This window comes from Cedecea davisae (assembly GCF_044095835.1).
GTDB lineage: Bacteria > Pseudomonadota > Gammaproteobacteria > Enterobacterales > Enterobacteriaceae > Cedecea > Cedecea davisae.
On sequence record NZ_CP172054.1, the window covers coordinates 3,384,896 to 3,409,415 of the forward strand.

Annotated in this window: 24 protein-coding genes; 17 read left to right on the forward strand and 7 right to left on the reverse strand. The window is 57.8% G+C overall.

Going from position 1 to position 24,520, the window contains the following annotated elements:
* Positions 1-28 precede the first annotated feature (28 nt).
* The 5 genes from ACG1VR_RS16145 (at position 29) to ACG1VR_RS16165 (ending at position 5,017) form a co-directional block, all read left to right on the forward strand.
* Entirely contained in the window at positions 29-655 is a 627-nt protein-coding gene (locus ACG1VR_RS16145; protein ID WP_016535536.1) for a flavin reductase family protein, read from the forward strand.
* A 183-nt stretch (positions 656-838) separates the two neighbouring features.
* Positions 839-1,096: a YdgH/BhsA/McbA-like domain containing protein gene (locus ACG1VR_RS16150; protein ID WP_016535535.1), complete on the forward strand. Its 258-nt coding sequence runs from the start codon at positions 839-841 to the stop codon at positions 1,094-1,096.
* A 199-nt stretch (positions 1,097-1,295) separates the two neighbouring features.
* Positions 1,296-2,603 carry a PTS cellobiose transporter subunit IIC gene (celB, locus tag ACG1VR_RS16155; protein ID WP_016535534.1) on the forward strand — a complete coding sequence of 436 codons (1,308 nt, stop codon included), beginning with the start codon at positions 1,296-1,298 and terminating at the stop codon, positions 2,601-2,603.
* A 6-nt stretch (positions 2,604-2,609) separates the two neighbouring features.
* Entirely contained in the window at positions 2,610-3,578 is a 969-nt protein-coding gene (locus ACG1VR_RS16160) for a N(4)-(beta-N-acetylglucosaminyl)-L-asparaginase (protein WP_395489308.1), read from the forward strand.
* Positions 3,575-5,017, forward strand: coding sequence for a leucyl aminopeptidase family protein (locus tag ACG1VR_RS16165; RefSeq protein WP_395489309.1), 1,443 nt, complete (start codon positions 3,575-3,577; stop codon positions 5,015-5,017). The genes ACG1VR_RS16160 and ACG1VR_RS16165 overlap by 4 nt, the downstream gene beginning before the upstream one ends.
* A 30-nt stretch (positions 5,018-5,047) precedes the next feature.
* Here the strand turns inward: ACG1VR_RS16165 and ACG1VR_RS16170 are convergent, their stop codons facing one another.
* Positions 5,048-5,887, reverse strand: coding sequence for a helix-turn-helix domain-containing protein (locus ACG1VR_RS16170; protein ID WP_395489310.1), 840 nt, complete (start codon positions 5,885-5,887; stop codon positions 5,048-5,050).
* A gap of 362 nt (positions 5,888-6,249) precedes the next feature.
* Between ACG1VR_RS16170 and ybiJ the strand changes: the two genes are divergently transcribed.
* Positions 6,250-6,510: a DUF1471 family protein YbiJ gene (gene ybiJ, locus ACG1VR_RS16175; protein WP_016535530.1), complete on the forward strand. Its 261-nt coding sequence runs from the start codon at positions 6,250-6,252 to the stop codon at positions 6,508-6,510.
* Positions 6,511-6,642: 132 nt separating this feature from the next.
* Here ybiJ and ybiB read toward each other — a convergent pair whose 3' ends face one another.
* The 4 genes from ybiB to ACG1VR_RS16195 form a co-directional block, all read right to left on the reverse strand.
* Positions 6,643-7,611 (reverse strand): DNA-binding protein YbiB, encoded by a 969-nt coding sequence (gene ybiB / locus ACG1VR_RS16180; RefSeq protein WP_395489311.1) that lies wholly within the window; start codon positions 7,609-7,611, stop codon positions 6,643-6,645.
* Positions 7,612-7,625: 14 nt separating this feature from the next.
* Positions 7,626-9,785: an ATP-dependent DNA helicase DinG gene (gene dinG / locus ACG1VR_RS16185; RefSeq protein WP_395489312.1), complete on the reverse strand. Its 2,160-nt coding sequence runs from the start codon at positions 9,783-9,785 to the stop codon at positions 7,626-7,628.
* A gap of 260 nt (positions 9,786-10,045) precedes the next feature.
* Positions 10,046-10,444, reverse strand: a complete 399-nt coding sequence (locus tag ACG1VR_RS16190; RefSeq protein ID WP_395489313.1) for a CesT family type III secretion system chaperone — start codon at positions 10,442-10,444, stop codon at positions 10,046-10,048.
* Positions 10,445-10,446: 2 nt separating this feature from the next.
* Positions 10,447-11,778 carry a hypothetical protein gene (locus tag ACG1VR_RS16195; protein ID WP_395489314.1) on the reverse strand — a complete coding sequence of 444 codons (1,332 nt, stop codon included), beginning with the start codon at positions 11,776-11,778 and terminating at the stop codon, positions 10,447-10,449.
* A 259-nt stretch (positions 11,779-12,037) separates the two neighbouring features.
* On the opposite strand from ACG1VR_RS16195, the gene ACG1VR_RS16200 reads away from it, so the two are divergent.
* Positions 12,038-12,670, forward strand: a complete 633-nt coding sequence (locus ACG1VR_RS16200; protein ID WP_039899157.1) for a response regulator transcription factor — start codon at positions 12,038-12,040, stop codon at positions 12,668-12,670.
* On the opposite strand, the gene ACG1VR_RS16205 is transcribed toward ACG1VR_RS16200, so the two are convergent.
* Both ACG1VR_RS16205 and ACG1VR_RS16210 read right to left on the reverse strand, forming a co-directional pair.
* A complete protein-coding gene (locus tag ACG1VR_RS16205; RefSeq protein ID WP_395489315.1) occupies positions 12,648-14,123 on the reverse strand; it encodes a histidine kinase in 1,476 nt (491 codons plus the stop codon). The genes ACG1VR_RS16200 and ACG1VR_RS16205 overlap by 23 nt on opposite strands.
* Positions 14,124-14,168: 45 nt before the next feature.
* Complete coding sequence (locus ACG1VR_RS16210; RefSeq protein ID WP_395489316.1) at positions 14,169-14,762, reverse strand: RNA polymerase sigma factor; 594 nt, start codon at positions 14,760-14,762, stop codon at positions 14,169-14,171.
* A gap of 260 nt (positions 14,763-15,022) precedes the next feature.
* Between ACG1VR_RS16210 and sctW the strand changes: the two genes are divergently transcribed.
* Genes sctW through sctT form a run of 10 tightly spaced genes read left to right on the forward strand, consistent with a single transcriptional unit; the run spans position 15,023 to position 24,502 of the window.
* Positions 15,023-16,198 carry a type III secretion system gatekeeper subunit SctW gene (gene sctW / locus ACG1VR_RS16215; protein WP_395489317.1) on the forward strand — a complete coding sequence of 392 codons (1,176 nt, stop codon included), beginning with the start codon at positions 15,023-15,025 and terminating at the stop codon, positions 16,196-16,198.
* Positions 16,199-16,224: 26 nt separating this feature from the next.
* Positions 16,225-18,321: a type III secretion system export apparatus subunit SctV gene (sctV, locus tag ACG1VR_RS16220; protein ID WP_395489318.1), complete on the forward strand. Its 2,097-nt coding sequence runs from the start codon at positions 16,225-16,227 to the stop codon at positions 18,319-18,321.
* Positions 18,322-18,332: 11 nt separating this feature from the next.
* A complete protein-coding gene (locus tag ACG1VR_RS16225) occupies positions 18,333-19,280 on the forward strand; it encodes an FHA domain-containing protein (RefSeq protein WP_395489319.1) in 948 nt (315 codons plus the stop codon).
* On the forward strand, positions 19,274-20,641 hold the full coding sequence (locus ACG1VR_RS16230) for a FliI/YscN family ATPase (protein WP_395489320.1): 1,368 nt from the start codon (positions 19,274-19,276) through the stop codon (positions 20,639-20,641). Before ACG1VR_RS16225 ends, ACG1VR_RS16230 begins: the two co-directional genes overlap by 7 nt.
* The gene (locus ACG1VR_RS16235; protein ID WP_395489321.1) at positions 20,625-21,092 is read left to right on the forward strand and encodes a type III secretion protein; all 468 of its coding nucleotides are present in this window, start codon (positions 20,625-20,627) and stop codon (positions 21,090-21,092) included. Before ACG1VR_RS16230 ends, ACG1VR_RS16235 begins: the two co-directional genes overlap by 17 nt.
* The gene (locus tag ACG1VR_RS16240) at positions 21,089-21,706 is read left to right on the forward strand and encodes a type III secretion system HrpP C-terminal domain-containing protein (protein WP_395489322.1); all 618 of its coding nucleotides are present in this window, start codon (positions 21,089-21,091) and stop codon (positions 21,704-21,706) included. Before ACG1VR_RS16235 ends, ACG1VR_RS16240 begins: the two co-directional genes overlap by 4 nt.
* The gene (locus ACG1VR_RS16245) at positions 21,703-22,758 is read left to right on the forward strand and encodes a FliM/FliN family flagellar motor switch protein (RefSeq protein WP_395489323.1); all 1,056 of its coding nucleotides are present in this window, start codon (positions 21,703-21,705) and stop codon (positions 22,756-22,758) included. Before ACG1VR_RS16240 ends, ACG1VR_RS16245 begins: the two co-directional genes overlap by 4 nt.
* Positions 22,758-23,423: a type III secretion system export apparatus subunit SctR gene (gene sctR / locus ACG1VR_RS16250; protein ID WP_016535514.1), complete on the forward strand. Its 666-nt coding sequence runs from the start codon at positions 22,758-22,760 to the stop codon at positions 23,421-23,423. The genes ACG1VR_RS16245 and sctR overlap by 1 nt, the downstream gene beginning before the upstream one ends.
* Before the next feature lie 6 nt (positions 23,424-23,429).
* Positions 23,430-23,696, forward strand: a complete 267-nt coding sequence (gene sctS / locus ACG1VR_RS16255) for a type III secretion system export apparatus subunit SctS (protein WP_016535513.1) — start codon at positions 23,430-23,432, stop codon at positions 23,694-23,696.
* Positions 23,693-24,502 carry a type III secretion system export apparatus subunit SctT gene (gene sctT, locus ACG1VR_RS16260; protein ID WP_172567996.1) on the forward strand — a complete coding sequence of 270 codons (810 nt, stop codon included), beginning with the start codon at positions 23,693-23,695 and terminating at the stop codon, positions 24,500-24,502. The genes sctS and sctT overlap by 4 nt, the downstream gene beginning before the upstream one ends.
* Positions 24,503-24,520: the final 18 nt, after the last annotated feature.

A 24,520-nucleotide genomic window follows, 5' to 3' on the forward strand; every position in this document is an offset into this window, starting at 1 on the left:
GCTCTTCCAACACGAATTCAGGTGCGCTATGAGTAAAAAACGTTACTACTACGAGCCTTCAGAGGGCCACGGCTTAGGGCACGATCCGCTGAACGCCATCATCGGGCCTCGCCCTATCGGCTGGATAGCCTCTTACAATCCGCAGGGGCAGCGCAATCTTGCGCCCTACAGCTTCTTTAACTGCTTCAATTATCGCCCACCGATAATTGGTTTCGCCAGCAGCGGCTGGAAAGATAGCGTGCAAAACATTCTCGACACCAAAGAATTCGTCTGGAACCTGGCGACCCGCCCCCTTGCCGAACAGATGAATGAAACCTCCGCCACGCTGCCCAGAGGCGAGGATGAGTTCCAGCGGGCAGGCTTAACGCCGGTTGCCGGGAAAAAGGTCAAAGCCTGCCTGGTGGCCGAAAGCCCGGTTAACTTCGAATGCCGCCTCTCTCAATGCATTCGCCTGACCGCCGCCGATGGCGACGAGCTGAACAGCTGGCTGGTATTGGGCGAAGTGGTTGCCGTGCATATAGATGAAGAGTTGCTTATCGACGGCGTTTACCAGACCGCTTTGGCAAAACCGATACTGCGGGCAGGTGGCCCCTCGGCCTATTACACCATAGACGAATCGCTGCGTTTCGATCTGATCCGCCCGGACGCCCGCTAAAAACACGATAAATCAGCCACTTATTTGTGGCTTTTTTGTCAGCTTTTGGTCAAGTTTTATCGTTCAAAAAACAAGCACAAGTCCATCAATTTTTTCCGTCATTACCTGCCCGCAGGGGAACTAGACTTTAACTGTCAGACAAGATAAAGGTGTTCCGCTCCTAACGCTCAAGAGGATGTAAAGATGAAAAAACTGCTGTATTTCTCTGCGGTTATCTCTCTTGCTGCACTGCCTTTTGCCTCAATGGCAGCCCAGGAAATGAGTGACGCAAACCTTGGCCAGATGCGTCCGGTCGGTACGGTAACCGCCAAAGCCGGCACGCTTGACGGTCTGCAAGCCAAGCTGGCCGAAAAAGCCAAAGAACAGGGTGCGACCGGCTATGTCATCAACTCGGCCGGCGGCGATAATCGCCTCTACGGCACAGCCACCATCTACAAATAGCCCCGCGTACCGTCACCACGCCCCGTTATGCGGGGCTTTTTTATTCTTTCTGCGCTAAAAACCCCCACAAAACAAATTAAGCAATCATATGATACTTATATGACTCATCTGTGAATTAACTCACTTTATTCGCTCTGAACAATCACTAAGGTAATCACACGCAAGAATTGTCTCTTGTGATTACTTACGGAGCGGTAAAATGAAAAACCTGATGGCCGCAATAGAAGCCCGGCTGATGCCCCTGGCCGCTAAGATGGCGCAGCAGCGTCATTTAGGCGCCATTCGCGATGCCTATATCTCGTTCATGCCGTTTATTATCGTTGGCTCAATTCTGCTGGTGATCTCTTCGTTCCCGAGCACCGTATACCAGCAGTTTATGGCCTCCATTTTTGGCGAGGGGTGGTCCGCCACCGTCGAAATTCCTTTCAATGCGATCTTCTCAACCATGGCGCTGTTTATCAGCTTCCTGGTGGCCTACCGGCTGGCGGAGCGCTACGACATAGACAGAATGTCTTCCGGCATTTTATCGCTCTCCTGTTTTCTGATCCTCACGCCGTTCGCCAAACATCCTGATGTCGGCAATATTATTCCCATGGAGTGGTTGGGCTCAAAAGGGCTGTTCGTCGCTATGCTGGGCGCGCTTGCCAGCACCGAACTGTTTGCCTGGATGCTGCGCCAGAACTGGGTGATAAAAATGCCCGACGGCGTGCCGCCTGCCGTGCAACGCTCTTTCGCCGCTCTTATCCCTTCATTACTGATTCTGGTCATCGCCCTGGCGGTGCGGGTGCTGTTCGCTAAAACCGACTACCACACCATTCACCAATTCGTTTATGAAGTGCTCGCCACGCCGATTCGCCACTTTGGCACCTCTTATATCGGCGCGCTGTTTACCTGCTTCAGCATTACCAGCCTGTGGTCGGTGGGTATTAACTCCGGCTCGATGGTAAACGGTATTCTTCGGCCATTCTGGATGGAAAACCAGATGGACAACCTCGCCGCCACCCAGGCCGGAATGCCGCCGCCGCACGTGGTTACCGAGCAGTTCTACGACATGATCTGGATGGGCGGCGCGGGCGCAACTTTGTCTCTGGTGATTGCTATGCTGCTGTTCGCCCGCAGCCAGCACATCAAAAACGTTTCGCGCCTCGCCGCAGGCTCCTCCCTCTTCAATATTAACGAGCCGGTGCTGTTTGGCCTGCCCGTTATCATGAACCCAATAATGCTTATCCCGTTTAATCTGGTGCCGCTGGTGCTGGTTACGGTGCAGTACATCGCGATGTCGGTCGGCATGGTCGCCACCACCACCGGGGTTTATATCCCGTGGACGCTGCCGCCGGTGCTGAGCGGGTTTATCGTTACCGGCCATCTCAGCGGCGCGGTTATCCAGCTTATTAACCTGTGCATCGGGGCAATCATCTATCTGCCCTTCCTCAAAGTCGTCGACCGGCAGTATCGGGCCAGCGAAGCGCCCGTTGCCACGACTGAAAGTAAACCCGCCACGGAGTAGTTAAACATGACGTTATCAGCAAAATGGGGAACGATCGCCACCTGGCGTATGGCGTGGGAAGGTATCGGCGAGGCCGCCGGGCAGCTACAACAGGGCGGTTCGGCCAGCGATGCGGTCGTTCACGCGGTAAAATGCGTGGAAGATTATCCCTTCTACAAATCGGTCGGCTTCGGCGGGCTGCCTAACGAACGCGGAGAGGTGGAACTGGATGCCGCCTTTATGGACGGTACCAGCCTTGCGCTGGGCGCGGTTGCCGGAGTAAAAAACATCGCCAACCCTATTCTGCTGGCAAGAGCGCTCAGCGAGGAGCGATTTAATAGCTTTATGGTCGGCGAAGGTGCCGAAGAGTGGGCGCGAAGCCGGGGCTTTGAAAGCAAAACAATGCTGACCAGCCGCGCCCATAACCACTACCTCAAACGCAAGCGTGAAACCCTGGATCGCGGCCTCAGCCCTTACACCGGGCACGATACCGTCGGCGTGATTGCCCTGGACACTCAGCAGAGAATGTCGGTAGCCACCTCCACCAGCGGCCTGTTTATGAAGCGCCCCGGCAGAGTTGGCGACTCGCCGGTTTCCGGCTCGGGGTTCTATGCCGACAGCGAAATTGGTGCCGCTACCGCCACCGGCCTCGGTGAAGACCTGATGAAAGGCTGCATCAGCTATGAAATCGTCAGCCGCATGGCGCGCGGCATGTCGCCGCAGCAGGCAGCCGAGTCGGCGGTTTACGATCTTGAGGCGAAACTGATTGCGCGCTATGGCCGCGCGGGCGACCTGTCCGTCGTCTGCATGAACAATCGCGGCGAATACGGTGCCGCCACAACTATCGATAACTTCTCTTTCTCGGTCGCCACCCCTGACCAACCGGCTCAGGTCTTCCTCACCGCTCGCGAAGGCAATAAAACGCTTATTCGCCCCGCAGACCATGCATGGCTGGACGCCTATCAACAACGCATCACCGCCGAGGTCATCCAATGAAATGCCAGTTAATTTCACCCGACGCCAGTTTCAAAGAGGCTCATCTACTGCTGTGGAACACTTCCGGCAGCCGCTGGCCGAATGCGCTTCAGCCGCTATTAATAGAGATGGCGCATCACGATGAAGCACAAACCACCTCTTTTGGCCTGCTGGGAGTTTGCCAGCGCCTGTCGCTGCTGCCCGAATCTGACATTACGCAGCCCGCAGTTCTTCGCCGCCTGCTGAACGCCATTGAAACATTACTCCCCTCCCCCGTACAGCAGCCGGTGGCGCTGGATCTCGCTGGTTTTAACTTGGCGGATGAAACTACTTTCGTGCGCCTGCGCAGCCTGCTGGTCGCCATCATGAACCGTTTTTATCAGCTGCCCCAACTTGGCTACCGTCGCGAACAGCCGCAAAGTAAAGGCGAACTGTGGCTGGTTGCCGAGCCGAACAACGCTCTGGCCCGGCGTCTGGCGGCCCAGGCAGAAGCCATTGCCCGGGGGATGCTGCTCTCGCGCCAACTGGCGGATTTACCCGCCCAGGACTGCCGCCCGCAGGACGTTGCTCGCCGCGCCGAAGAGTGGGCAACTCAACACCCGCAAACTTGCTGCGAAGTCCTCGACGAGCAGGCTATTTTTGACGGCGGCCTCGGCTGCCTGCACGCCACGGGGAAAGGTAGCGTAAACCCTCCCCGCCTGGTGACGCTGCGCTGGCAAGGTGCCGGGGAGCATAGCCCGGTTTACGCCCTGGTCGGGAAAGGCATTACCTTCGACACGGGCGGCCTGTGGCTGAAAGAAGGCGAAGGGATGCGCACCATGAAATATGACATGTGCGGCGCGGCGGTGGTGTTTGGCATGATGGAAACGGTAAAAGCGTTAAACCTGCCGCTCAATATTGTCGCGGTGATGGCGCTGGCCGAAAACATGCCGGGCAGTACGGCCATGCTCCCCGGTGACGTGGTTAAGGCGCACGCTGGCGTTAGCGTCGAAATCATGAATACCGATGCCGAAGGACGGCTGGTGCTGGCAGACGCACTTAGCTACGCCGCCGAACGTTTCGAACCCGCAGAAATAATTGATGTAGCAACCCTGACCGGCGAGGTAGTGAAAGCCCTGGGTTATGATATCTCCGGCATGATGAGCAACAATGAATTCCTGAGCCAGCGCTTACAGCACGCGGGCAACCTGACGCAGGATCGCGTCTGGCCGCTGCCGCTGGACGAAAGCTTCGACGGCCAGGTAAAAAGCACCATTGCCGACCTGACCAATACCCCGCCGAACAACGCGGCGATTGCGGTTTCCGCCGCCCAGTTCCTGAGTAAATTCTGCCATCATCGCCCCTGGGCGCACCTTGACGTCAGCGGAACCGCGCTTTCACGGGGCAAGTTTACCCAGGCGAGCGGCCGCCCCGCGCACCTGTTAACCCACTATTTGCTTTCGCTTTGCGAGGCCAGATAACCCAAAAAAGCGCCATCCGGGCGCTTTTTTTTATTTACCAGCCGACGGCTGATTTAGCCGGAGCCACGCCGCCGGGGTAAGGTTTTTCAGGCGGCTGCGGATAATTCTCTGGTTCAGCAAATCTTCGAACTCCAGCAGCACCGCGCCCAGCCCAAGACGTTTGTCAAAACGCTCACCGTTTAATAGCGCCTCGAGCTCCTGCCGATAGTTCCCCTGCTTAGCCTGATGCTGCCAGCTTTCCTCGGGGGCAGGATGCAGCGGCACCGAAAGTGCCTCCGCCAGCTGCTGAGCAAAAGTTGAAGGTCGGGCGGTAATAGAAAGCACCGGCAACAGCAGCCCCTGACGCAAGAAGCCGACCAGCGGGTCGGGTATTCCTACGCAGCCGCGTTCGCGCAGCGCCACCGCCATATAGCCAGAAACCCGGTCGCTAAAGACCAGAAGCTCGCCCTGCTTATGGCTAATCACTTCCGGGAGGGGGAAAACGTCGAGCCATAAATGGCCGCAGGCGCTGTTCAGATCGGGACGGGTAATTCTCGATTGCTGCCAATTTTGCAACGCACGGCTGACGCTGGCCCTGGAGATCCCCTGCTGCACCAGCAAACGAGCGGCCTCAAGCAGTTCATCCAGCGAAAGCGCCAGCCGCAGGCGCAGAAACACCAGTATGGCTTCCTGCTCGTGGCTCAGCGCCCGGTGAATAGTATTCGGACGATGGGATTTATCGTAGCAGTCATCGCGCATGCGCCAGCGGCGAACGGTATCCACAGATATGTTCAGTTCCTCCGCCAGCTCGCCGTCCGTTTTATCGGACTCCTGAATGTACTTGCGGGTACGCGGCGTAGTTGTGGCGTTGGAGTGCAGCTTTATCTCCATCGAACCTCATCCGATCGGGTTGAAAAGTAAGAACATCATTATAAAAGCTCCCCCCGCAGCATACAGCGCTAAAAGCCAAAACAACGCTAAAAATGCTGCGCAAGCGATTGCACATCAGGTAAGACCAGCAGCGGCAAAAAGAGTAGCAAAAAGTGCGCAAACTAAGGGTTTCCAGGGTTAACGTCACGCAGTGAAACTATTTACCCGGCAATCATTATTCATTTCAATAAGTTATAACTAATTCAATTTTTTTGATTAAGGCCGTCAATTCTCTTCGATTTATTCTTCCGCCTAAAAGTGTGACCATAATCACATCGACGGAACAACGTCACCTTAACAGAACAACCTGCGAGAATTTAGCCATGAAAACCATCAAATATGCTGTAGCTGCAATCGCTCTTTCTACTCTTTCTTTCGGTGCTTTCGCTGCGCAATCAGTGAATGAAACTCAGGCACAAAACCTGAATAAAGTTGGCGTAGTTTCGGTAACTGGCGCATCCACTCTGGACAGCCTGGAAGCAAAACTGGCCGCTAAAGCCGACGCTGCTGGCGCATCTGCTTACGCCATCACTTCTGCTAACACCGATGGCCGCATGAGCGGCACCGCAGTTATCTACAAATAATCACTGCGCCTGAGCATTACCCTCATTAAGGCTGATACCCTCATCGGCCTTGATAGCACTACCCTTGTTTAACCCTGATGTTACCCTTGTTTGCCCGCGATGCCTGTCGCGGGCTTTTTTTTTGCCTGTCATTCAGAAAACTTCAGCTACCCGAGCTAAACCCGCCTCAAGCGTTGCAACCTCACCGGTGGCGACCAGGCAGCAGGCCAGCTGAATCTTCAGCGACCGGGGTACCGGCTCCACGCCCGCCACGCAGCGTTCAATCCAGCGGGCGGTAACATCAGGATCTTTACCGGCCGGGAGCACAACATCTTCGTACTCAAGGTCGGTCTGGCGCTCGCTAATCACCCGGGCGCCTTCGCCGTCAATTAGCGTTATCTGCGGGCAGCGCTGAGGGTTGGCATACACCTCGCCTTCCGTGCCGTGCATCAGCAGCCCACGGCCACCAATATCGGCAAAGAACTTCGCTACTTTGGACACATATTCGGGGTGGGAAACGCTGGCAAGCCTCAGGGCGGCGTCTTCTGCAAACGGCGTCGCCAGTTTCGCCAGCGTGTGGGCGCTGTTTCGCACGCCCATTCTCCAGCGCATTCCAAGTTGTTCTTCCATTGGCGGGCAAAGTGCGCCGACAGGAATATAAACCGGATGATGCGACTCCAGTTTCGCCTGCGCCTGCCCGGCATGGCGGGTCGGCTCGATGCCCAGCAGGGTAAAAATAGTTTCCGTCAGCACGCGGGTTGGATCATCGCTTACGCCGTGCACCACCACCGGATAACCCAGTTTGCTGAGCAGCAGCGCCAGCAGCGGCGTAAGGTTGGCCTGCTTGCGGGCGCCATTATAAGAAGGAATAACAATCGGCATCGGTTTACCGGGCGGCGGCGTCAGGGCGATCAGGTGCTGCTTCATCGCTTCATAAAAGCCGAGCATTTCCGCTTCGCCCTCACCCTTTATGCGCAGGGCAATCAGCACCCCGCCCAGCTCAAGTTCCGGGATTTCCCCCTTCAGCATATGGCTGTACAGCCCGCGAGCCGTATCAAAATCGAGATCCCTGGCGTGGTTTTTCCCACGGCCAATTTCTTTAATGATTTTGCGGTAGTCCATTCAGACTCTCCTTGCTATTTCTTGCCCACACGTTTGCGCCGCACGGTGTGTTTCGGCGTCGTTGTTATTGGTTTTGCCTCCGGCGCTTCGGGCTGCTCGATGGGGAACACCGGGAGCGCGGCCAGCAGCCGTTCGCCGTAGCGCTTACTCAGCAGACGACGATCGTAAATCACAATCTCACCATAGCAGGCGTGGCTGCGAATTAAACGCCCGACTTGCTGGATCAGATTAAAAGAGGCGCTCGGCAGGCTCTGGACTTCAAACGGATAGCGCTTAAGGCTTTTTAGCCACTCGCCTTCGGTTATCACCACCGGGCTGTCCACCGGCGGGAAAGCAATCTTATGGATATGCACCTGGGTAAGCAGCTCGCCTTTCAGATCAAGCCCCTCGGCAAAGGACTGTAGCCCGATAAGGACGCTGGTTTCCCCGGCCTGAACCCGCTTGCGGTGCAGTTCCACCAGCCGATAACGCGGCTGATCGCCCTGCACCAGCAGCATCAGGCGCAGATCGGTAACGTGGGTCATAAATTGCTGCATCGCCCGGCCGCTGGCAAACAGCACCAGCATCGCCTTGTGCTCACCCGCTGCAAGCTGGGCACGGAAAAAGGCCGCCATTTCGGCAATATGCTGCGCTTCATGCTCCATCAGCGGCTCGTAGCGCATTTTGGGAATGACGATTTTCCCCTGCTCGATGTGATTAAACGGCGAGTCGAGGTGAATAAAACGGTCGCCCGCCTTCTCGCGCAGCCCGCTCATTTCCTGCAGGCGATCGAAGCGATTAAGCGAGCGCAGCGTGGCGGAAGTCACAATCACGTGTGGCACTTTACGCCAGAGCATTTTTTCCAGCTGATCGCTTACCCGGATGCCCACGCAGTGGAAAAACAGATGAGCCTGCCCTTCACGAACTTCCCGCGTGACCCATTTTGAAACCGGCGCGCCCGAGGCCTGCTCCATCGCAGCCAGTTTCCACAGCTTGCTCTGCGCTTCAAAATAGCCCAGCGCCCGGTTCATTTGCAGCAGCGCACGGTGCAAACGCACGATGTCATGACTGGCGGTTTTTTCGCTCAGATCGTTGAGCAGCGCTTCGGATAAGCCGCGCAGCGACTCCATCAACTTGGCCAGACGCTGGCAAATAGCCATTATCTCTTCGGGCAAAACGCCCATCTCAAAACGGTGCTCGCCTTCGCGCTCGCCGGGCAGCCACAGGCTGACAATGGCGTTAAACGAATGCAACAGTTCGTAGACTTCATCGCAATGGTTGGTCAAACGCTCGGGAACGGTTAGCGGCGGCGGGCTTTTAGGCCGGAACTGCGCCATGCAGGTTTCTACCAGCTTGCTGAACAAGTCGAGTTGTAAACGGCTGTATCCCGGCGTTATCTCCGCGCTCATCTCCAGCGCGTCACGCGCCACGTCCGCCAGGTGATGCCCTTCATCAAGCACCAGCAGCAGGTTTTTCGCTTCCGGCAGCACCGCATCGCTTTCCAGCGCCGCCATGACCAGCGCATGGTTAGCCACCACCACTTCCGCCTCGTCGATTTCCCGGCGGGCAACAAAGAACGGGCACTCTTTATACCAGTGGCAGTTCCGCCCCAGACAGCTGGCCTTATCGGTACTCAGCCGCCGCCACAGATCGTCGCTAATCGCCTCATCCGTATGGTCCCGCAGGCCGTCCCATTTATAGCCGTCGAGGCTGGTTTTCAGCTTCGCGCAGCGCTGCTGCTCGTCTTTGCTGGTGGGGGCCATTTCGTCGTCGAGAAACGCCAGTAGATCGCCCTGGGCAAAGTTGTCCGTCGCCAGCGCCGCGAGATTACGCGGGCAAACGTAACGCCCGCGCCCAAAGGCGGCGGTAAATTTCAGGTCGGGGATAATCTTGCGCAGCAGCGGCAGATCTTTGCTGAAAATCTGATCCTGCAGGGCGACGTTGGCGGTGCTTACCACCAGCGTTTTCTGGTCCCCCCTGGCGATGGCGATGCCGGGGATCAGGTAGGAGAGCGTTTTGCCGACGCCGGTCGGCGCTTCTATCGCCAGATGCCGCCCTTCCTCACCGGCAAGGGTTTTCGCCACCTCAGCTATCATCTGCCGCTGAGGCGCTCGCGGAATAAAATCCGGGATCTGCTGCTGGAGCGCCTTATACCAGGCACCGATTTGCGCTTTTTGCGCCGACGACAAAGCCATAACATCACTTCTTTCTCTAGATAATTCGAGTTGCAGGAAGGCGGCTAGCTAGAGAATCCCCAGAAGCTTACTTAAGTAAGTGACTGGGGTGAGCTAGTGACGCCAACGCGCCTGTGGCTCGAAGTATGACGAGACACTGTATAAACAGCCACTATTGTTTCACCTTTGGCTCACTGACAATAGCGTTTTTTTCCTCCCTTTTGACTTGCGGAACGGCACGTTCTAACCGCGCAACGGCGGCTAAAACGTGACGACTCACGCTACACCAGCCAGGCGGCCAGTTTTTCGGCCTGCAATGCAAAGCGGTTAAACAACCGCTTCAGGACTTCCGGCTCCAGTTGATGGAACGGGAGGCAGCTCCACTGCACCACCTGCTGCTGTTCGGTTAACAATCCGGTGAGCACCGGCGGGTAATCCATTCCCAGCAAATTGGCCTGCAATAACACCGACAGCGTTTCCGGGTCGCTAAGCCTCGTCGGCCGTGCGGGGAGCACGCAGCTAAGCAAAATATGCCCCGGCGGGGATTCGCTTATCTCCAGCGTCACGCCCGCGCTCAGCTCAACGGAATAGCCTTCTGCATTTTCCAGCTCGGCACGCTGGCCTGACTCATCGGCCAGCAGCGGCTGCAATACCTGCGCTAAATGTGAGAGTGCTGGCATGGTTAGCTACCTATTATCCGCCGGAAAGCGGCAGTCACGGAGTTTGAGCGAGGGCGCGAACGAGCGGGCGCTGGCGCGGTGCCGTAAACGTCCGGCGGAATAACCGGCGGCTCGCGGTAAAGCGGGCGGCTGGCCGAAACCGGAGCATGCGGGTGGGCGTGAACCGGCGGCGGCCCGTAGCTATAAACCGGCGCGACGGGCGGCGGACCATAATTGTAGGCAGGCCCGGACGCTGGTAAAGGGATCGTGCCGTACATGTTTCCCGGTGCCGGAGGCGGGGCATAAACGGGCGCCGGGCGCACATCAATGGAGTTTGCGCGGCGGCGGTTCACCGGCGGCGGCACCGCGTTCGATGCGGTTCTCGGCCTGCGCCCGCGGGATGAAGATTCTGCGGCAAAGGAGTCGGTACGGTTACGCGGGCGATCGTTACTGCTAAACGTTGGCGTCGGGGCCACACGCTGTTGCGCTTCGGACGCGGCGGCAGGCCCGCTCATCCGCGACCTTAGCTGGCTAACCGACAAAGACTGATCGAATGATTGCATCGCGCCGCGGCTGTCTTCCCCGTCATAGCGAATGCCGAGGTTCCTCGAAACGTGGCGCTGAACGTATCCCGGCCCGGCTACCGTGCTGTCCCTCAGCTGTTCGGGGCTGAGTTTCGCCAGCTGCGGTGCCGCCTTGCGGAACGCTTTATCCACCTCGGCCTGAGTCGCCTTTCTGCCTCGCAGCAGCTTCTCACGGATATCATCGTCCCGGTGCCCGGGCTGGAAAGTTTGCAAAACATGGAAAGTATCGCCGAATTTGGCATCCTTCAGCCGGATGGCGCGGCCAAATTCCGGCCAGGCGTCCGAAACAATCGATTTGTTGTCAGCTCGCGGGTCGCCGATTATTACAAAGGCATGGTCTACATCCCGATTGTGCACCACGGAAACAGGCTGCTTTACGCGAGAATTAGCCAGCAGCAGCGCATTTACCGCAGCCATTTCACCGCAGTTACCGGCGCGAAACTTCGACGCTTCCCAGGCGCGAACCGTGTAATCCCCATTCCCGGTTGCCTTTTGCGACAAAAGCGTCCTTTTGTAGGACTCCCCCATGGTGGCGCGAATATGGTTCTTCTGGTTGCCGGAGCCCATATCCAGCACGCGCCAGGTATCGTCGATCGCCTTGTTGGCGTAATAGAGCGCGTCGGCCTGGCGGGCAGAAACATTGACCGTGCGCTCGTAATGTTCAGGATTAGTCGGCTCCAGCGCGATGCGCATAGAAACCCGACGGTTAGCATTACCGCTTATCAAGCCAGGATCGACCCGCAAGCTGGTATCTACGCTATTTAACGGCATGATATCTCTCCACTTTAGTTGTTGAGTCAAAAGGTTAAGTGGGGAGAGGCACTGCCTGGTTCCTTCGCGGCAACAAAAGAGAGGCTGCCCGCGCACAGGACTTGTAACAAGCTGCAACCTTTATCGCTCCCGGCAAAGGTAGATTCGCCGCGGCGGGGCTGTTATGTTCATTTAACACGCGTCTTCGCAATTCGTGCGTGATAACTATTTTTATAAAAATGAACTATTTAATAACTATAAATTATGGATGACAGACGGTATGGCAATCAGACTCCTCCTCGCCGACGATCACATTTTGATGCGCGAGGGCCTGAAACAAATCTTTTCGCTGGATAAGAAAATCAAAGTGGTGGCGGAAGCCGGCTGCGGGCGCACGGTACTCTCGCTACTAACGGAAATAGAAGTTGATGTTTTGCTGCTTGACCTCTCGATGCCCGGCGAGTCGGGCCCGGAGCTGGTGCAGCAGATAACCCGGCTGTGGCCGAGCCTGCCGGTGCTGGTGCTTAGCATGCATAACGAGCCGCAAATAGCCCAGATGGTGCTTGCCAGCGGCGCTCACGGCTTTATTACTAAAGATCAGGCGCCGCAAACGTTACTGCACGCCATCCATCGCGTCGCCGCCCGCCAGCGCTACATCGATCCCTCCCTTGCGGAAGCGATAGTCTTCTCAACTCAGGAAAACGACCAGCTGCGCCGCTACGCCACGCTATCCCAGAGGGAAAAACAGATCCTGCGCCTGCTCAGCGGCGGCGAGAACGTCAACGGTATTGCCGGGACGCTGAACATCAGCAATAAAACCGTCAGCACCCACAAAACCCGCATGATGGAGAAAATGCAGTTCGACAATAACGCCGACATCATTAAGTTCGCTATTCGCTATCATAAGCTTTAGCGACGCCGGGGGCGGAAAACGGAATTTCAATGTGTACGCAGCTGCCCTTTCCCGGCGTGCTGTTGATATTGAAGATCCAGCCTCTCATCATGCAGCGCTCGCGCATGCTCAGCAGGCCGAAAGCCCGGTCGGATACCAGGCCAGGATCGAACCCCTGGCCATCATCATTAATACACACCAGCACGATTTTGCCCCGCGTCAGAACTTTTACTTCCACCTCACGCGCGCCCGCATGGCGCTGAACATTGGTCAAAGACTCCTGCACCACCCGGAAAATCGCCGTCACCTCATCATCACACAGCGACACAGGCAGCGGCTGGATGGTCAGCGTGCAGACCCCGGAGCGGTGTTTATTGAACTGATCGCGCAGCCAGATTAACGCCGGTTTCAGCCCCATATTCAGCACCGCAGGGCGCAGCTGAGTGGCGATATCACGCACAACTTTGATCGTGCCATCAACCAGCTGGGTGAGCGGCTCGACTTCATGTTGCAGAGCGGGATGGTTCTGCCCGAGCAGCGAAATTCCCACCCGCAGCGAAGTCAGATGCTGGCCCAGTTCATCGTGAATTTCGCGCGCCATATGTTTACGCTCGTTCTCGACGCTGCTTTGCAGCTTCTGGGTCATCTGCCGAAGTTGCTCGTGGGTCTGGCGCACCTGCTGCTCGGCAAAATATTGCCGCGAGGCCGGACGGGCGATAACCAGCACGGAGCGTAAAACCTGCTGCCGGGTGAACTCGGGTATAAAACGTGCCTGGTAAATACGCGCCACCCGCGAGCCGGTTACTACACCGTGAAGCACCGCCTCCAGCTGGACGTGCTTGCGCAGGACCAGTTGTAGCGACCAGCCAATCTGCTCCATCAGGGATGAATCGCCGATCAAAGCGTCCATTTTCAAGCCAATCGAGGCCGCCCCGTTCGGCATGCAGCACAGCGCGGTTTCGTTGGCGTACAGCAGCCGCTGCTCGCTGTCTACCCGCAGAATCGCGTCCGGCACGTTATCAAGAATATCGCGTAGCTCGTTCTCGCGATCGTAATAAAACCGATGAATATCATTGCGATGCCGGGTATCGCAAACCACCATCATGGTCCAGATCTGGCCCTGATATTCAAAACGGCTCGGGCAAACCTCCACCGGAATAACCTGCCCCTCTCCGGTATCAAATCGGGCGTTGATTTTATCGCCGTAGGGCGCATTTTCCGGCCGATCCAGCTGCCGCTCAACCACGCCCAGCAGCGGCAAATCGCCGTAGCCGCGCAGGCGGGTGAAAATATTCTCGCCGGTCAGCAGCCCGGCATCCGCCGTCAGGCAAATGCCGAGCGCTTTCTGGTTGGCAAAAACAATATTGAAATCCCTGTCAACAATGAAAACCATCTCGCACATGCTGTTGAAAGCGGCGCTTAGCAGGTGCGGATAGTCATTGGGCCGTAGGTGCGGCCCGCCGTCTTGTTTCATAGGTTGTTGTTCTTCTCATTCAGAGGATAACGAAGCGCCACAGGCTTAATTCAGGCTGTCCCACCCCAGGTCCTGTTTTAGCGACTGCCGCAGGCGGGAAAGGCGGGATCGAACGGTGCCGATAGGGATAGTCATTCGCTCGGCCGCCTCCTGATAACTGATATCGTTATCGACGATTAATTGCAATAATTGTTGATAGTCTTCAGGGAGTTGCGCAATACGCTGTAACACTTTAGACAGGATATCCTTCCCTTCCGTTATCCCTTCCGGCTGCTCGGAGTGCACCAGTGTGCCGAGCACATCGTCGTTCAGTTCGTCATGCAGGTAGCTGACCTTGACCGATTTATAGTGGTTCTTCACCAGGTTGACCGCGATACCAAACATCCAGGTTTCCGGGCGCGAGGTGCCGCAAAACTTATGCTTGTTGCGGAAAACCTCATACCAGGTGTTCTGCACCAGGTCTTCTATATCGGCAAAATTCGCCACCCTTTTACGAATAAAATTATACAGACGCTGCTCGTTGTCCCGCATGACGCACTCCCAGTTTACCGCCGGGAATTCTCCCTGCACTACGTTGGCTTCAAACGCGGGCTGCGATTGCGGGATAACCTGTGATTCGAAATCAAACATCGCTGACATAGTGAACACCTTTTTGAATGGATTCAGGAGTTCGTCCTTTAGCAAGAGCTATGCCAGCGAAAAATAACAACGTAACAACATGATTTTGTTAAATTAAACTAAAGAAACCAGAACTATTTGCGTAACAATAAACACAGACCAATCAGCGATTTGTGCAACTTTTTACACAACCTACAGCGGCGGAAATTTTTTTATTAACGGGGAACCCGCCAGGGCCTTAGCTCACATATGGACAGGCGAATCGGCTAAGGCATACCGCAATGAACATGAGAATTCCCCAGCACCACCACCACCATAATCTGCGTCTTGAAAGCGAACAGGCCGACGCCCTGGTCGATGAGCTGCTCAACGACACAAATAGCGACAAAAGCACGTCGAGCAGCACGTCCTCCGCCACGCGAGCGGCCCCCACGCCGCAGCGTCCGAGCGCCGCCCAGGAGTCTATGGCGGCGACCTTTGCCGAAAGTATTGAGCAGAAGATAAAACACGAAGAGCAGCGCACGCAGAGCAGCCAGCTGCGCCGCATCTCCGTAGCCGCAATTAAAGTGACCCATCTGGTAGAGCTTGGACGCCTGCTGGAAAGCCCTTCCGGCCAGAGCCAGGCCGGGCGCGAGTCGGCTTTTGAGCAGCTACTTTCCGGCAGCGGCCATAAGGCCCCCGACCTGGACGCCCTGCTTGAGCTGGCCGAGGGTGACCCCGCATCCGCCTTTGTGACCCTCAGCCTGATGGCGATGCGCCTGCGCAACGGCAGCAACCCTGAACTGGCGGCGCAGGTCGGGCAGATGCTGGCCGAACTCCAGCAGCGCCATCCGGAGAAGATCAACGCCGGGGTCAATACCGCTCCGGCAATTGCCGCCTTCACCAGCGACCCGGCGCAAAAGCGCGAGCTACGCAAGCTTTACTACGACGGCGTCATCAACCAGCAGTCGGCGGACAACATCATGGATCTGCTGTTGGATAAGTTTGGTGCGGACGGTTTTGTTCCGGCGCTGCGCACCCTGCAACGCGCCCTGTCGGACGATATTGCCGCCCTGGCCCCTTCCGCTCCGCCCACCGCGCTGCGCCGTTTACTCTCCGGCCTGAACGATGCCCGCGCTATTACCCACACGCTGTCGGAAGTGGCCCAGTTCCTCGACCGGCTAAAAAGCAAATACCAGCACGTCACGATGGGGGCCGACGTGATGACCCGCTCCCTGCTCAGCATGTGCCGCAACGGGTTTTACTCCCGCGACCTGACCCAGCTTGGCCTGCAAGTTGTCGGGGAAAAACCGATGCAGCAATCGCTGTTTTTCAACGGGCTGTTAACTCTGTTACAGGGGCTGCCGGAGAAGATTTGGGGCGGCAACGATGACACCCGCAACAATGCGCTACTGCTGCTCAGAACCCTGAACGGCGAGTATGCCGCGTGGGAAAAACGCAGCCAGATTGCGCAGTAAATGGATTTCACCAGGATGAATAACCAATGAACACTCTGTTTAATCTTCTTAACCGCCTGGCGATAAGCGCCATGCAGCGCTCCGAAGTGGTCGGGGCTTTCATCGCTCTGGCGGTAGTGTTCATGCTGATAATCCCGCTGCCGCTGGGGCTTATCGACGTGCTGATTGCGGTAAACATCAGCGTTTCATGTCTGCTTATCATGACGGCGATGTACCTCCCGAAGCCGCTGGCGTTTACCACCTTCCCGGCGGTGCTGCTGCTGACCACTATGTTCCGCCTCGGGCTGTCTATCTCCACCACGCGCCAGATCCTGCTCCAGCAAAATGCAGGGCATATCGTGACCGCCTTCGGCAACTTTGTGGTCGGCGGCAACCTGGCGGTAGGCCTGGTGGTGTTTCTTATTCTCACCGTGGTGAACTTCCTGGTTATCACCAAAGGTTCGGAGCGCATCGCGGAAGTCGCCGCGCGCTTCACCCTTGATGCGATGCCGGGCAAACAGATGTCCATCGACAGCGACCTGCGCGCCGGGCTTATCAACGTGCAGCAGGCGAAAAGCAAGCGTGAAGACCTGGCAAAAGAGAGCCAGCTTTTCGGGGCGATGGACGGCGCCATGAAGTTTGTGAAGGGCGATGCGGTAGCCGGAATAGTGATTCTGAGCATTAACATGGTCGGCGGCTTCTGTATCGGGGTGCTACAGCTGGGCATGGCGGCGGGAGATGCGGCCAACGTCTATTCAATTCTGACCATCGGCGACGGCCTGATTGACCAGATCCCGGCGATGCTTATCTCGCTTACCGCCGGGATGATGATCACCCGCGTGTCGGCGAACGAAGATATCCCGAACAACAACATTGGCCGCGAAATCAGCGACCAGCTCACCAACCAGCCCAAAGCCTGGATAATGTCGGCCATCGGCATGTTCTGCTTCAGCCTGCTGCCCGGCATGCCGACGCTGGTCTTTATCGTGCTCGGTTTTATTACCCTGGGTTCCGGCCTGTTTCAGCTGTGGCGCGCCAAACGTGCAAAAGCCAACAGTTCACCCACCGAATTTGTCGCCCCCGAGGCCAACGGTGAAGAAGATATTCGCACCTTTAACCCCAGCCGCCTGTTTGTGCTGAGCTTTTCCTCAGCCCGCGCGGGCGACCCGGCAACCCTGGCGCTGATAGAAGACATCCGCCGCCTGCGCAACCGCATCGTGAATCAATACGGCTTCACGCTGCCGGTATTCAACATCGACTTTTCCCCCTACCAGGAGGACGACGAATTCCGTTTCCTGGTTTATGAAGTCCCGAAGGTCATCGGCACTTTTACGCCGCATAAACGTGCGCTCGACTACCGCCTGCTGGAGCAGGAAGAGACCGGGACCGAACTCGCCGTGGAAGGCTACCCGCAGGAAAAAGGCTGGGCGTGGCTGGAGGAGAATGACCCGCTGCTGGATAAGTTCCAGATAGAGTCCTGGAGTTCACATCAGCTGCTGCTGGCGCGTATGGAAGAGGCGCTATTCGCCTCCGGGCCGCGTTTTATCGGGCTTCAGGAAACCCGCGCCATTATCTCCTGGCTGGAAATGGACCTGCCGGAACTGGCGCAGGAGTTCCAGCGTATTTTCCCGATAACCCGCCTGAGCGCGGTCTTACAGCGGCTGGTGGCCGAGCGTATTTCCCTGCGTTCAGTTCGCAGCATCACCGAGTCGCTTATCGTTCACGGCCAGCACGAGCGTGACGTGGGCCTTTTGGTAGACCAGGTGCGCATCGATATTAAAGAGCATATCTGCCACCAGTACAGCCACGACGGCGGGATGCAGGTCTGGCTACTGACGCCGGAAACCGAAGAGATACTGCGCGACAGCCTGCGCCAGACGCAAAACGAAACCTTCTTTGCCCTCAGCCAGGATAAGCACGCCCTGCTGCTGGAACAGCTGCGCGAAGTTTTCCCCCTGTTCCAGCGCCAGACCAGCGTGCTGCTCTCCGCTCAGGACCTGCGCAGCCCGCTGCGCCAGCTTATCCAGGATGAGTTCCACCACGTTCCCGTTCTGTCGTTCGCCGAGCTGCAATTCAACCTGCCGGTTAACGTTCTGGGCCGCCTCGATATCCACCAAAACGCGCTTGACGCCTTCACAGCATAAAGGTAGCCGCCATGTATGAGCTGAGAGTATTAAACGGATTACATGAAGGCGCAGCGCTGCCCCTTAGCGGCGAGCGCTGGCGGCTTGGCAACGCGGCCGAAAGCGATTTACAGCTAAGCGACGGCGGAATAAAAGCCAGCCATGCCCAGCTTAGCCGCAGCGCCGAAGGCTGGATGCTCACGCCGATGGAAGGCACGGTCTGCCAGCGCCACGGCGAGAGGCTGACAGGGCAGCAGCTTTGGCAGCCCGGCGAAATTTTTGCCGTAGGCGGCGTCTGGCTGACCCTCGCAGCGGCCGATGAAGAGTGGGACAGCCGCCCCCTTCCGCCTCCTCTGCCGGTGGCGGGCCACAACGAGCCCGCATCCGCAGCGCGCGAGCCCATCGGCAGCTCGACAAATAAGCCCGCTCCGGCGGCACGCCGCTCATGGCTTGCCAGAATACTGCCGCGCTGGGCGCAGATTTTTACCCTGTCTGGCCTGCTGCTGCTGACCTTTACCATTTTTAGCTGGGTGCTCCAGCCGGGTATCGCCCAGCAAAACAGCGACGAGGAGCCGCAGATTAAACCGGCAATCACTAACAGCAACGAGTTGCGCGTAGTGCTCGAGCAGGATCTTCGCGAACGCGAGCTGTACAACAAGGTGCAGATCACCAGCACTCCGCAAGGCATTATCCTGAGCGGTGATTTACAAGAAAACCAGTTGCCCATCGTCAGCCGCATGGTGGACAGCATTCGCGGCGACTACCAGCTTAGCGTGGCGCTGAACAACAAAACCAAAGTGCGCGAAGCCACCCTGCCGTTTCGCATCGTACAGATAACCGCCGGACCGCACGCCAACATTGTCACCGAAGACGGGCAGCGCCTGTTCGTTGGTGACGAACGCAACGGGCTACGTCTGACCAGCATCACCGGCGACAGCGTGCAGTTTGGCGGCCGTGAAAATATTGCGGTGAAGTGGTAATGATGAGCGCTCAGAACGACCTCAACACCTGGTTCACCAGCCGTCACGGCTCCCTGAAAAAACTCAACGCCGTCAGCGCCCACGGGCGCATCACCGGCATCAGCGGCATTTTGCTCGAAAGCAGCCTGCCGCAGGCGCGTATCGGCGATCTTTGCCTTATCAGCCGCGGTGCCGATGGGGAAGTGATGGCAGAAGTCGTTGGCTTTAACCCGCGCCATACGCTGCTTTCCGCCCTGGGGCCGCTGGACGGCATTGCCCAGGGAGCTCGCGTCACGCCGCTGTTTCAGCCGCATTCAATTTGCGTGTCAGACAGCCTGTTTGGCAGCGTGCTGGACGGGTTTGGCCGCGCCATCGACGAAGATAGCCTGTCTGCATTTGCCCTCGCCAGCGAAACGCCCGACGCCAGCGGAGTGCTGGGCGATGCTCCACCGCCAACCGACAGACCACGCATCGACACACCGCTGCCAACCGGCATCCGCTCCATTGATAGCGTTCTGACTATTGGCGTGGGTCAGCGGGTTGGCGTGTTTGCCGGAGCAGGCTGCGGGAAAACAACTCTGCTGGCCGAAGTGGCCCGCAACACGCCCTGCGATGCCATCGTCTTTGGGCTGATAGGCGAACGTGGCCGCGAGCTGCGTGAATTCCTCGACCACGAACTGGACGCCGAACTGCGCGCCCGCACCGTGCTGGTGTGCTCTACTTCCGACCGCAGCAGCATGGAGCGCGCCCGTGCCGCCTTTACCGCCACGGCGATTGCCGAAGCCTTCCGCAACAAAGGTAAAAACGTGTTGCTGATAATCGACTCCCTGACGCGTTTTGCCCGCGCCCAGCGTGAAATCGGCCTGGCTCTGGGTGAACCGCCGGGGCGCGGCGGCCTGCCGCCTTCGGTTTATACCCTTCTGCCGGGGCTGCTGGAGCGGGCGGGGAAAACGTCACGCGGCTCAATAACCGCCCTCTATTCGGTGCTGATTGAGCAGGATTCAATGAACGATCCGGTTGCCGACGAAGTCCGCTCTCTGATTGACGGCCACATCGTCCTGACCCGCCGCCTGGCGGAGCGCGGCCACTACCCTGCCGTTGACGTTCTCGCCAGCCTCAGCCGCACCATGAGCAACGTGGTGGCGCGGGAGCACGTTGCCGAGGCCAGCACGCTGCGCCAGATGATGTCGGCTTATCAGCAGGTGGAAATGCTGATTCGCCTCGGCGAATACCAGCCGGGCAACGACGCAATGACCGATGCCGCCGTACAGGCCCAGGATGCGATTAACGGGTTTCTGCGCCAGGCAAACCACGCGCCCAGCGAATTCGACGTTACCCGCCAACTGCTACAGGAAGTGATTGCCTATGCGCCGCCACATTGATGCCGAAACCCCGCTCTCTCCCGACCCTCAACTGCTGGCGCTGAATCAGGTGCTGAACACGCTTCTGCCGATCCGCCGCCGCAGGCTGCGCCGCTGCGAGCTCGAACAGCATGAGCAGGAATGCCAGCTCACGCGGACCCGGGACGCTGCCGGGCAAAGCAGGCAATTGCTTGAAGAGAAGAAGCTCGGCTATCTGCAACTGCGGGAAGCGTTTGTGCCGCAGCACAGCGGCGTCATTCAGCCGCTCAACGACCTGAGGGAGACGCTGGATGTTGAAAAATCGAAACGCTCGGATGTTATTCAGCAGCTTCAGCATACGCACCGGTTAAATGAAGAAGTTGAGCAGCAACAGGAACGGCTCAGCGCCGCGCAGCTCGCGGTGCAGCGTTGCCGACGAGAAATAGAAAAAATGGAGTATTTGCTTAAACAGAACCAGGGGGACCCGGCATGATCCATCACGCGCTAAAAACGCATCAGCAACCTAAGCCCTGGCAGCAAACGCATCCTGCTGCGCCCGAACACAAAGCTCGGGATAACGCTCAGCCAGCGCCGCGCATTCCCCGCCAGCCGGGTAACAATGCGCCGATGCCCAATATGCCGTCTGCGACCGCACGCGCTCCGGCCTTCAGCCGCGCTGGCGACCGCCAGAAACTGGCTCGCGATGAAAAAGAGTTCAGCGATTTATTGTCCGACGAAGAACCGTCTCCGCTGATGCCGGTGCTTTCACTCAATTTGTTTGATGGCTCCTTAGGCGGCGCAGAGCAACCTCAGCAAGCCACGGAATCGCAGGCCAGCCGGCTGATGGCGATGCTTGAGCCGCATCTGATTCAGGGTATCGAACAGCAGGAAACCTTGCCCGCCCGCTTTAGCCTGCTGCTGCCGGAGCTGGGCGAAGTCATGGCGCAAATCACCCCCGCCAGCGGCGATGTGCTGGATATTGCACTCGGCTTTTCCGGCCACGCCTGGGACAAAGTGCGCGGCTTTGAAAAATACGGCCAAAGCTCGTTAAGCGGCCGCCTGGGCAAGAACGTGCGCCTGCGTTTTAAGCGGCGGGAGGCGGTATGAAGCGGCTGGCATTTAACCCTCAGCCCTTACAGGAGGCTCAGCTGCGGCGCTGGATTGGCAGCGGTCGGCGGCTTCCTTTTTTCTGCGCTGGCGAACACGGCGAACTGCGCTTGTTGCCTTCAACCCTCGCCGCCCAAAAGCCAGGGCAGGCGGAAGCTTTTAGCTGTGCGGCAGGAACGCTGCTACTTGGCGATCCGTTCCCGGTGCTGGGGCTGATGGCCGACTGCCCCGCGCTCCCCGGCGAACCCTCCCCGGAAAGCGGCTGGTACTGGAGCTACTTTAGCCAGCAGCTCAGCCCGCAGCTGGTTGAATTACTCGAATACCTGCGCCCTGCGACGGGAGCGGAGGCAGAACTAGTCGATATCACGCTGCGCCTTGAGATTACGCTGGGCGAAGAGCAAGCCCATAGCCCGGTTTCGCTCAGCTGGAATACGCTACAGCGGCTGGCACGGCACCCAACCTGGCAACGGCTTGTTATCCCGCTCTCCCCGGATCTGCCCCTGCGGCTCCCGCTCACCGTCGGCAGGCTGCAACTTTCCTGCGGGCGCGCTCGCGGCCTGGCCGCTGGAGATCTGCTGCTGCCCACGGAGACATTTTTTGCCCCCGACGGACAGGGAGTATTGCCGCTGGCGCGGCGACAATTTCAGGTCCAGTTGGAACCGGCAGCCCAAACCGCTCACAGAGACTTACTACACATAACGTTTAGCGAGGAGCTAACCATGACTTACCCAAACGCCCCCCTGGAGTATGACGAGCAACGGGACGGCGACGTTGTCCCCGGAGCTGAATGGCAGACAACAAGGGGGAGTTTCGACGACCTGTCGCTGGAACTGACGATCCGCTGCGGCAACTTACAGCTAACGCTCGGCGAATTGCAGCAGCTGGATGCGGGTTCGACGGTGCTGGTGCAGCACGTTACGCCGGGCGAAGCGCTGCTGTGCCACGGCAATAACCTGCTGGCTAAGGGTGAGTTGGTTGACGTTAACGGCACGCTGGGCTTTCAGATTACCCGGATGCTGCGCAATACCGGTGCGGCGCTGGAGCCGGTCTGATGGCGGAGAATATCAGTTCATTCAACCCGCTGGCTCTGGCCATTCTGCTGGGTGCGATTTCTCTCCTGCCGCTGGTGCTGATGATAACCACCAGCTTTTTAAAGATTTCGATGGTGCTGATGCTGACGCGAAACGCCATCGGCGTGCAGCAAACCCCGCCGAACATGGCGCTATACGGCATCGCACTGGCGGCCACAATCTTCGTGATGGCACCCGTGTTCGACGGGATGCAAACCCGCTTTCAGGAAAAACCCATCGACACCACCAACGCCGAACGCTTAGAGAGCAGCCTGCAATACGGCATCAAGCCGCTGACTGATTTTATGCTGCGCAACAGCGATCCGGATCTGGAAACACACCTGATGGAAAACAGCCAGCGCATGTGGCCGAAAGCGCTGTCCGACAAAATTATCAACCAGCGCGACAACCTTTTGATTTTGATACCGTCTTTCGTACTCTCCGAGCTGCAAAACGGTTTCAAAATCGCCTTTTTAATCTTCATCCCTTTCCTGGTGGTCGACCTTATTGTCTCCAACGTGTTGCTCGCGTTAGGCATGCAGATGGTGTCCCCGATGACCATCTCGCTGCCGCTAAAAATTCTGTTGTTCGTAATGGTGAGCGGCTGGACGCGCCTGCTCGACGGCCTGTTCTACAGCTATATGTGAGGCGTTATGGACATGATCTACATGTTTAAGCAGGCGGTATTGATGGTGGTGGTACTTTCCGCCCCGCCGCTGGTGGTCGCCGTGCTGGTGGGCATCGTGGTTTCCCTGTTGCAGGCGGTGTTTCAGCTACAGGATCAAACGCTACCCTTCGCCATCAAGCTGGTGGCAGTGGGGACGACTCTTGCCTTAAGCGGGCGCTGGATTGGGCTGCAAATGATTGAGCTGGCCCAGTCCGCCTTTTCGATGATGGCCGCCTCAGGGTCGCTGAGATGATTGCGGCCGAACTGACGCCCATATTCAACGGTATGCTGGCGCTCGGGCTGGCCATTGCCCGCATCTACCCCTGCGTTTTGCTGACTCCGCTGTTCGCTTTTTCCGCTCTGAAAGGCATGATCCGCACCGCCATCGTTATTCCGCTGGCGCTGTTCGTCACGCCAACTATTGTGCCGCTGCTTGCCGGCGCGCCCCATAGCCCGTGGGGCATTGTTGCCATGATGCTCAAAGAAGTGGTGCTGGGGATTTTTCTCGGCTATCTGCTGGCGCTGCCGTTCTGGCTTTTTGAGTCGGTCGGCGTGCTGTTTGACAACCAGCGCGGGGCGCTGAGCGGGGGGCAACTCAACCCGGCACTGGGCGCGGATGAAACGCCGCTGGGCTATATGTTGCTGCAATGGTCGATGATGGTGCTGATAGTCAATTTCGGCCTCTCTCTGGCGACCCAGGTTATCTGGGACAGCTACCGCCTGTGGCCCGTAGACAGCTGGCTCCCGGCCTTCCGAGAGCAGGGGTTTCTGGCGTTCCTCGCCCAGGTCAAACAGATGTTCATCGACACCGTGCTGTATGCAGGCCCGCTGGTACTGCTGCTACTGTTCCTCGATTTCGCCGTCGGCGTGCTCAGCATTTACAGCCCTCAGCTCCAGGCCACGGTGCTTACCGTGCCGCTTAAGTGCATTGCCGGGCTGCTGTTCTTTATTTTTTACCTGCCGACGCTGGAATATTTCGCAGGCCATCAGTTCAGCGCCCTAAACGACCTGATCCCACATTTGTCCGATATTTTACCGGCGCGTAAGGCGACGTGGTAACCCGCTAGCGGAGCGTAA

Excerpts from the sequence above, each read along its gene's own strand:
- ACG1VR_RS16145 (WP_016535536.1), top strand. The coding sequence starts at position 29 with ATGAGTAAAAAACGTTACTACTACGAGCCTTCAGAGGGCCACGGCTTA.
- ACG1VR_RS16150 (WP_016535535.1), top strand. The coding sequence starts at position 839 with ATGAAAAAACTGCTGTATTTCTCTGCGGTTATCTCTCTTGCTGCACTG.
- celB (WP_016535534.1), top strand. The coding sequence starts at position 1,296 with ATGAAAAACCTGATGGCCGCAATAGAAGCCCGGCTGATGCCCCTGGCC.
- ACG1VR_RS16160 (WP_395489308.1), top strand. The coding sequence starts at position 2,610 with ATGACGTTATCAGCAAAATGGGGAACGATCGCCACCTGGCGTATGGCG.
- ACG1VR_RS16165 (WP_395489309.1), top strand. The coding sequence starts at position 3,575 with ATGAAATGCCAGTTAATTTCACCCGACGCCAGTTTCAAAGAGGCTCAT.
- ACG1VR_RS16170 (WP_395489310.1), bottom strand. The coding sequence starts at position 5,887 with ATGGAGATAAAGCTGCACTCCAACGCCACAACTACGCCGCGTACCCGC.
- ybiJ (WP_016535530.1), top strand. The coding sequence starts at position 6,250 with ATGAAAACCATCAAATATGCTGTAGCTGCAATCGCTCTTTCTACTCTT.
- ybiB (WP_395489311.1), bottom strand. The coding sequence starts at position 7,611 with ATGGACTACCGCAAAATCATTAAAGAAATTGGCCGTGGGAAAAACCAC.
- dinG (WP_395489312.1), bottom strand. The coding sequence starts at position 9,785 with ATGGCTTTGTCGTCGGCGCAAAAAGCGCAAATCGGTGCCTGGTATAAG.
- ACG1VR_RS16190 (WP_395489313.1), bottom strand. The coding sequence starts at position 10,444 with ATGCCAGCACTCTCACATTTAGCGCAGGTATTGCAGCCGCTGCTGGCC.
- ACG1VR_RS16195 (WP_395489314.1), bottom strand. The coding sequence starts at position 11,778 with ATGCCGTTAAATAGCGTAGATACCAGCTTGCGGGTCGATCCTGGCTTG.
- ACG1VR_RS16200 (WP_039899157.1), top strand. The coding sequence starts at position 12,038 with ATGGCAATCAGACTCCTCCTCGCCGACGATCACATTTTGATGCGCGAG.
- ACG1VR_RS16205 (WP_395489315.1), bottom strand. The coding sequence starts at position 14,123 with ATGAAACAAGACGGCGGGCCGCACCTACGGCCCAATGACTATCCGCAC.
- ACG1VR_RS16210 (WP_395489316.1), bottom strand. The coding sequence starts at position 14,762 with ATGTCAGCGATGTTTGATTTCGAATCACAGGTTATCCCGCAATCGCAG.
- sctW (WP_395489317.1), top strand. The coding sequence starts at position 15,023 with ATGAACATGAGAATTCCCCAGCACCACCACCACCATAATCTGCGTCTT.
- sctV (WP_395489318.1), top strand. The coding sequence starts at position 16,225 with ATGAACACTCTGTTTAATCTTCTTAACCGCCTGGCGATAAGCGCCATG.
- ACG1VR_RS16225 (WP_395489319.1), top strand. The coding sequence starts at position 18,333 with ATGTATGAGCTGAGAGTATTAAACGGATTACATGAAGGCGCAGCGCTG.
- ACG1VR_RS16235 (WP_395489321.1), top strand. The coding sequence starts at position 20,625 with ATGCGCCGCCACATTGATGCCGAAACCCCGCTCTCTCCCGACCCTCAA.
- ACG1VR_RS16240 (WP_395489322.1), top strand. The coding sequence starts at position 21,089 with ATGATCCATCACGCGCTAAAAACGCATCAGCAACCTAAGCCCTGGCAG.
- ACG1VR_RS16245 (WP_395489323.1), top strand. The coding sequence starts at position 21,703 with ATGAAGCGGCTGGCATTTAACCCTCAGCCCTTACAGGAGGCTCAGCTG.
- sctR (WP_016535514.1), top strand. The coding sequence starts at position 22,758 with ATGGCGGAGAATATCAGTTCATTCAACCCGCTGGCTCTGGCCATTCTG.
- sctS (WP_016535513.1), top strand. The coding sequence starts at position 23,430 with ATGGACATGATCTACATGTTTAAGCAGGCGGTATTGATGGTGGTGGTA.
- sctT (WP_172567996.1), top strand. The coding sequence starts at position 23,693 with ATGATTGCGGCCGAACTGACGCCCATATTCAACGGTATGCTGGCGCTC.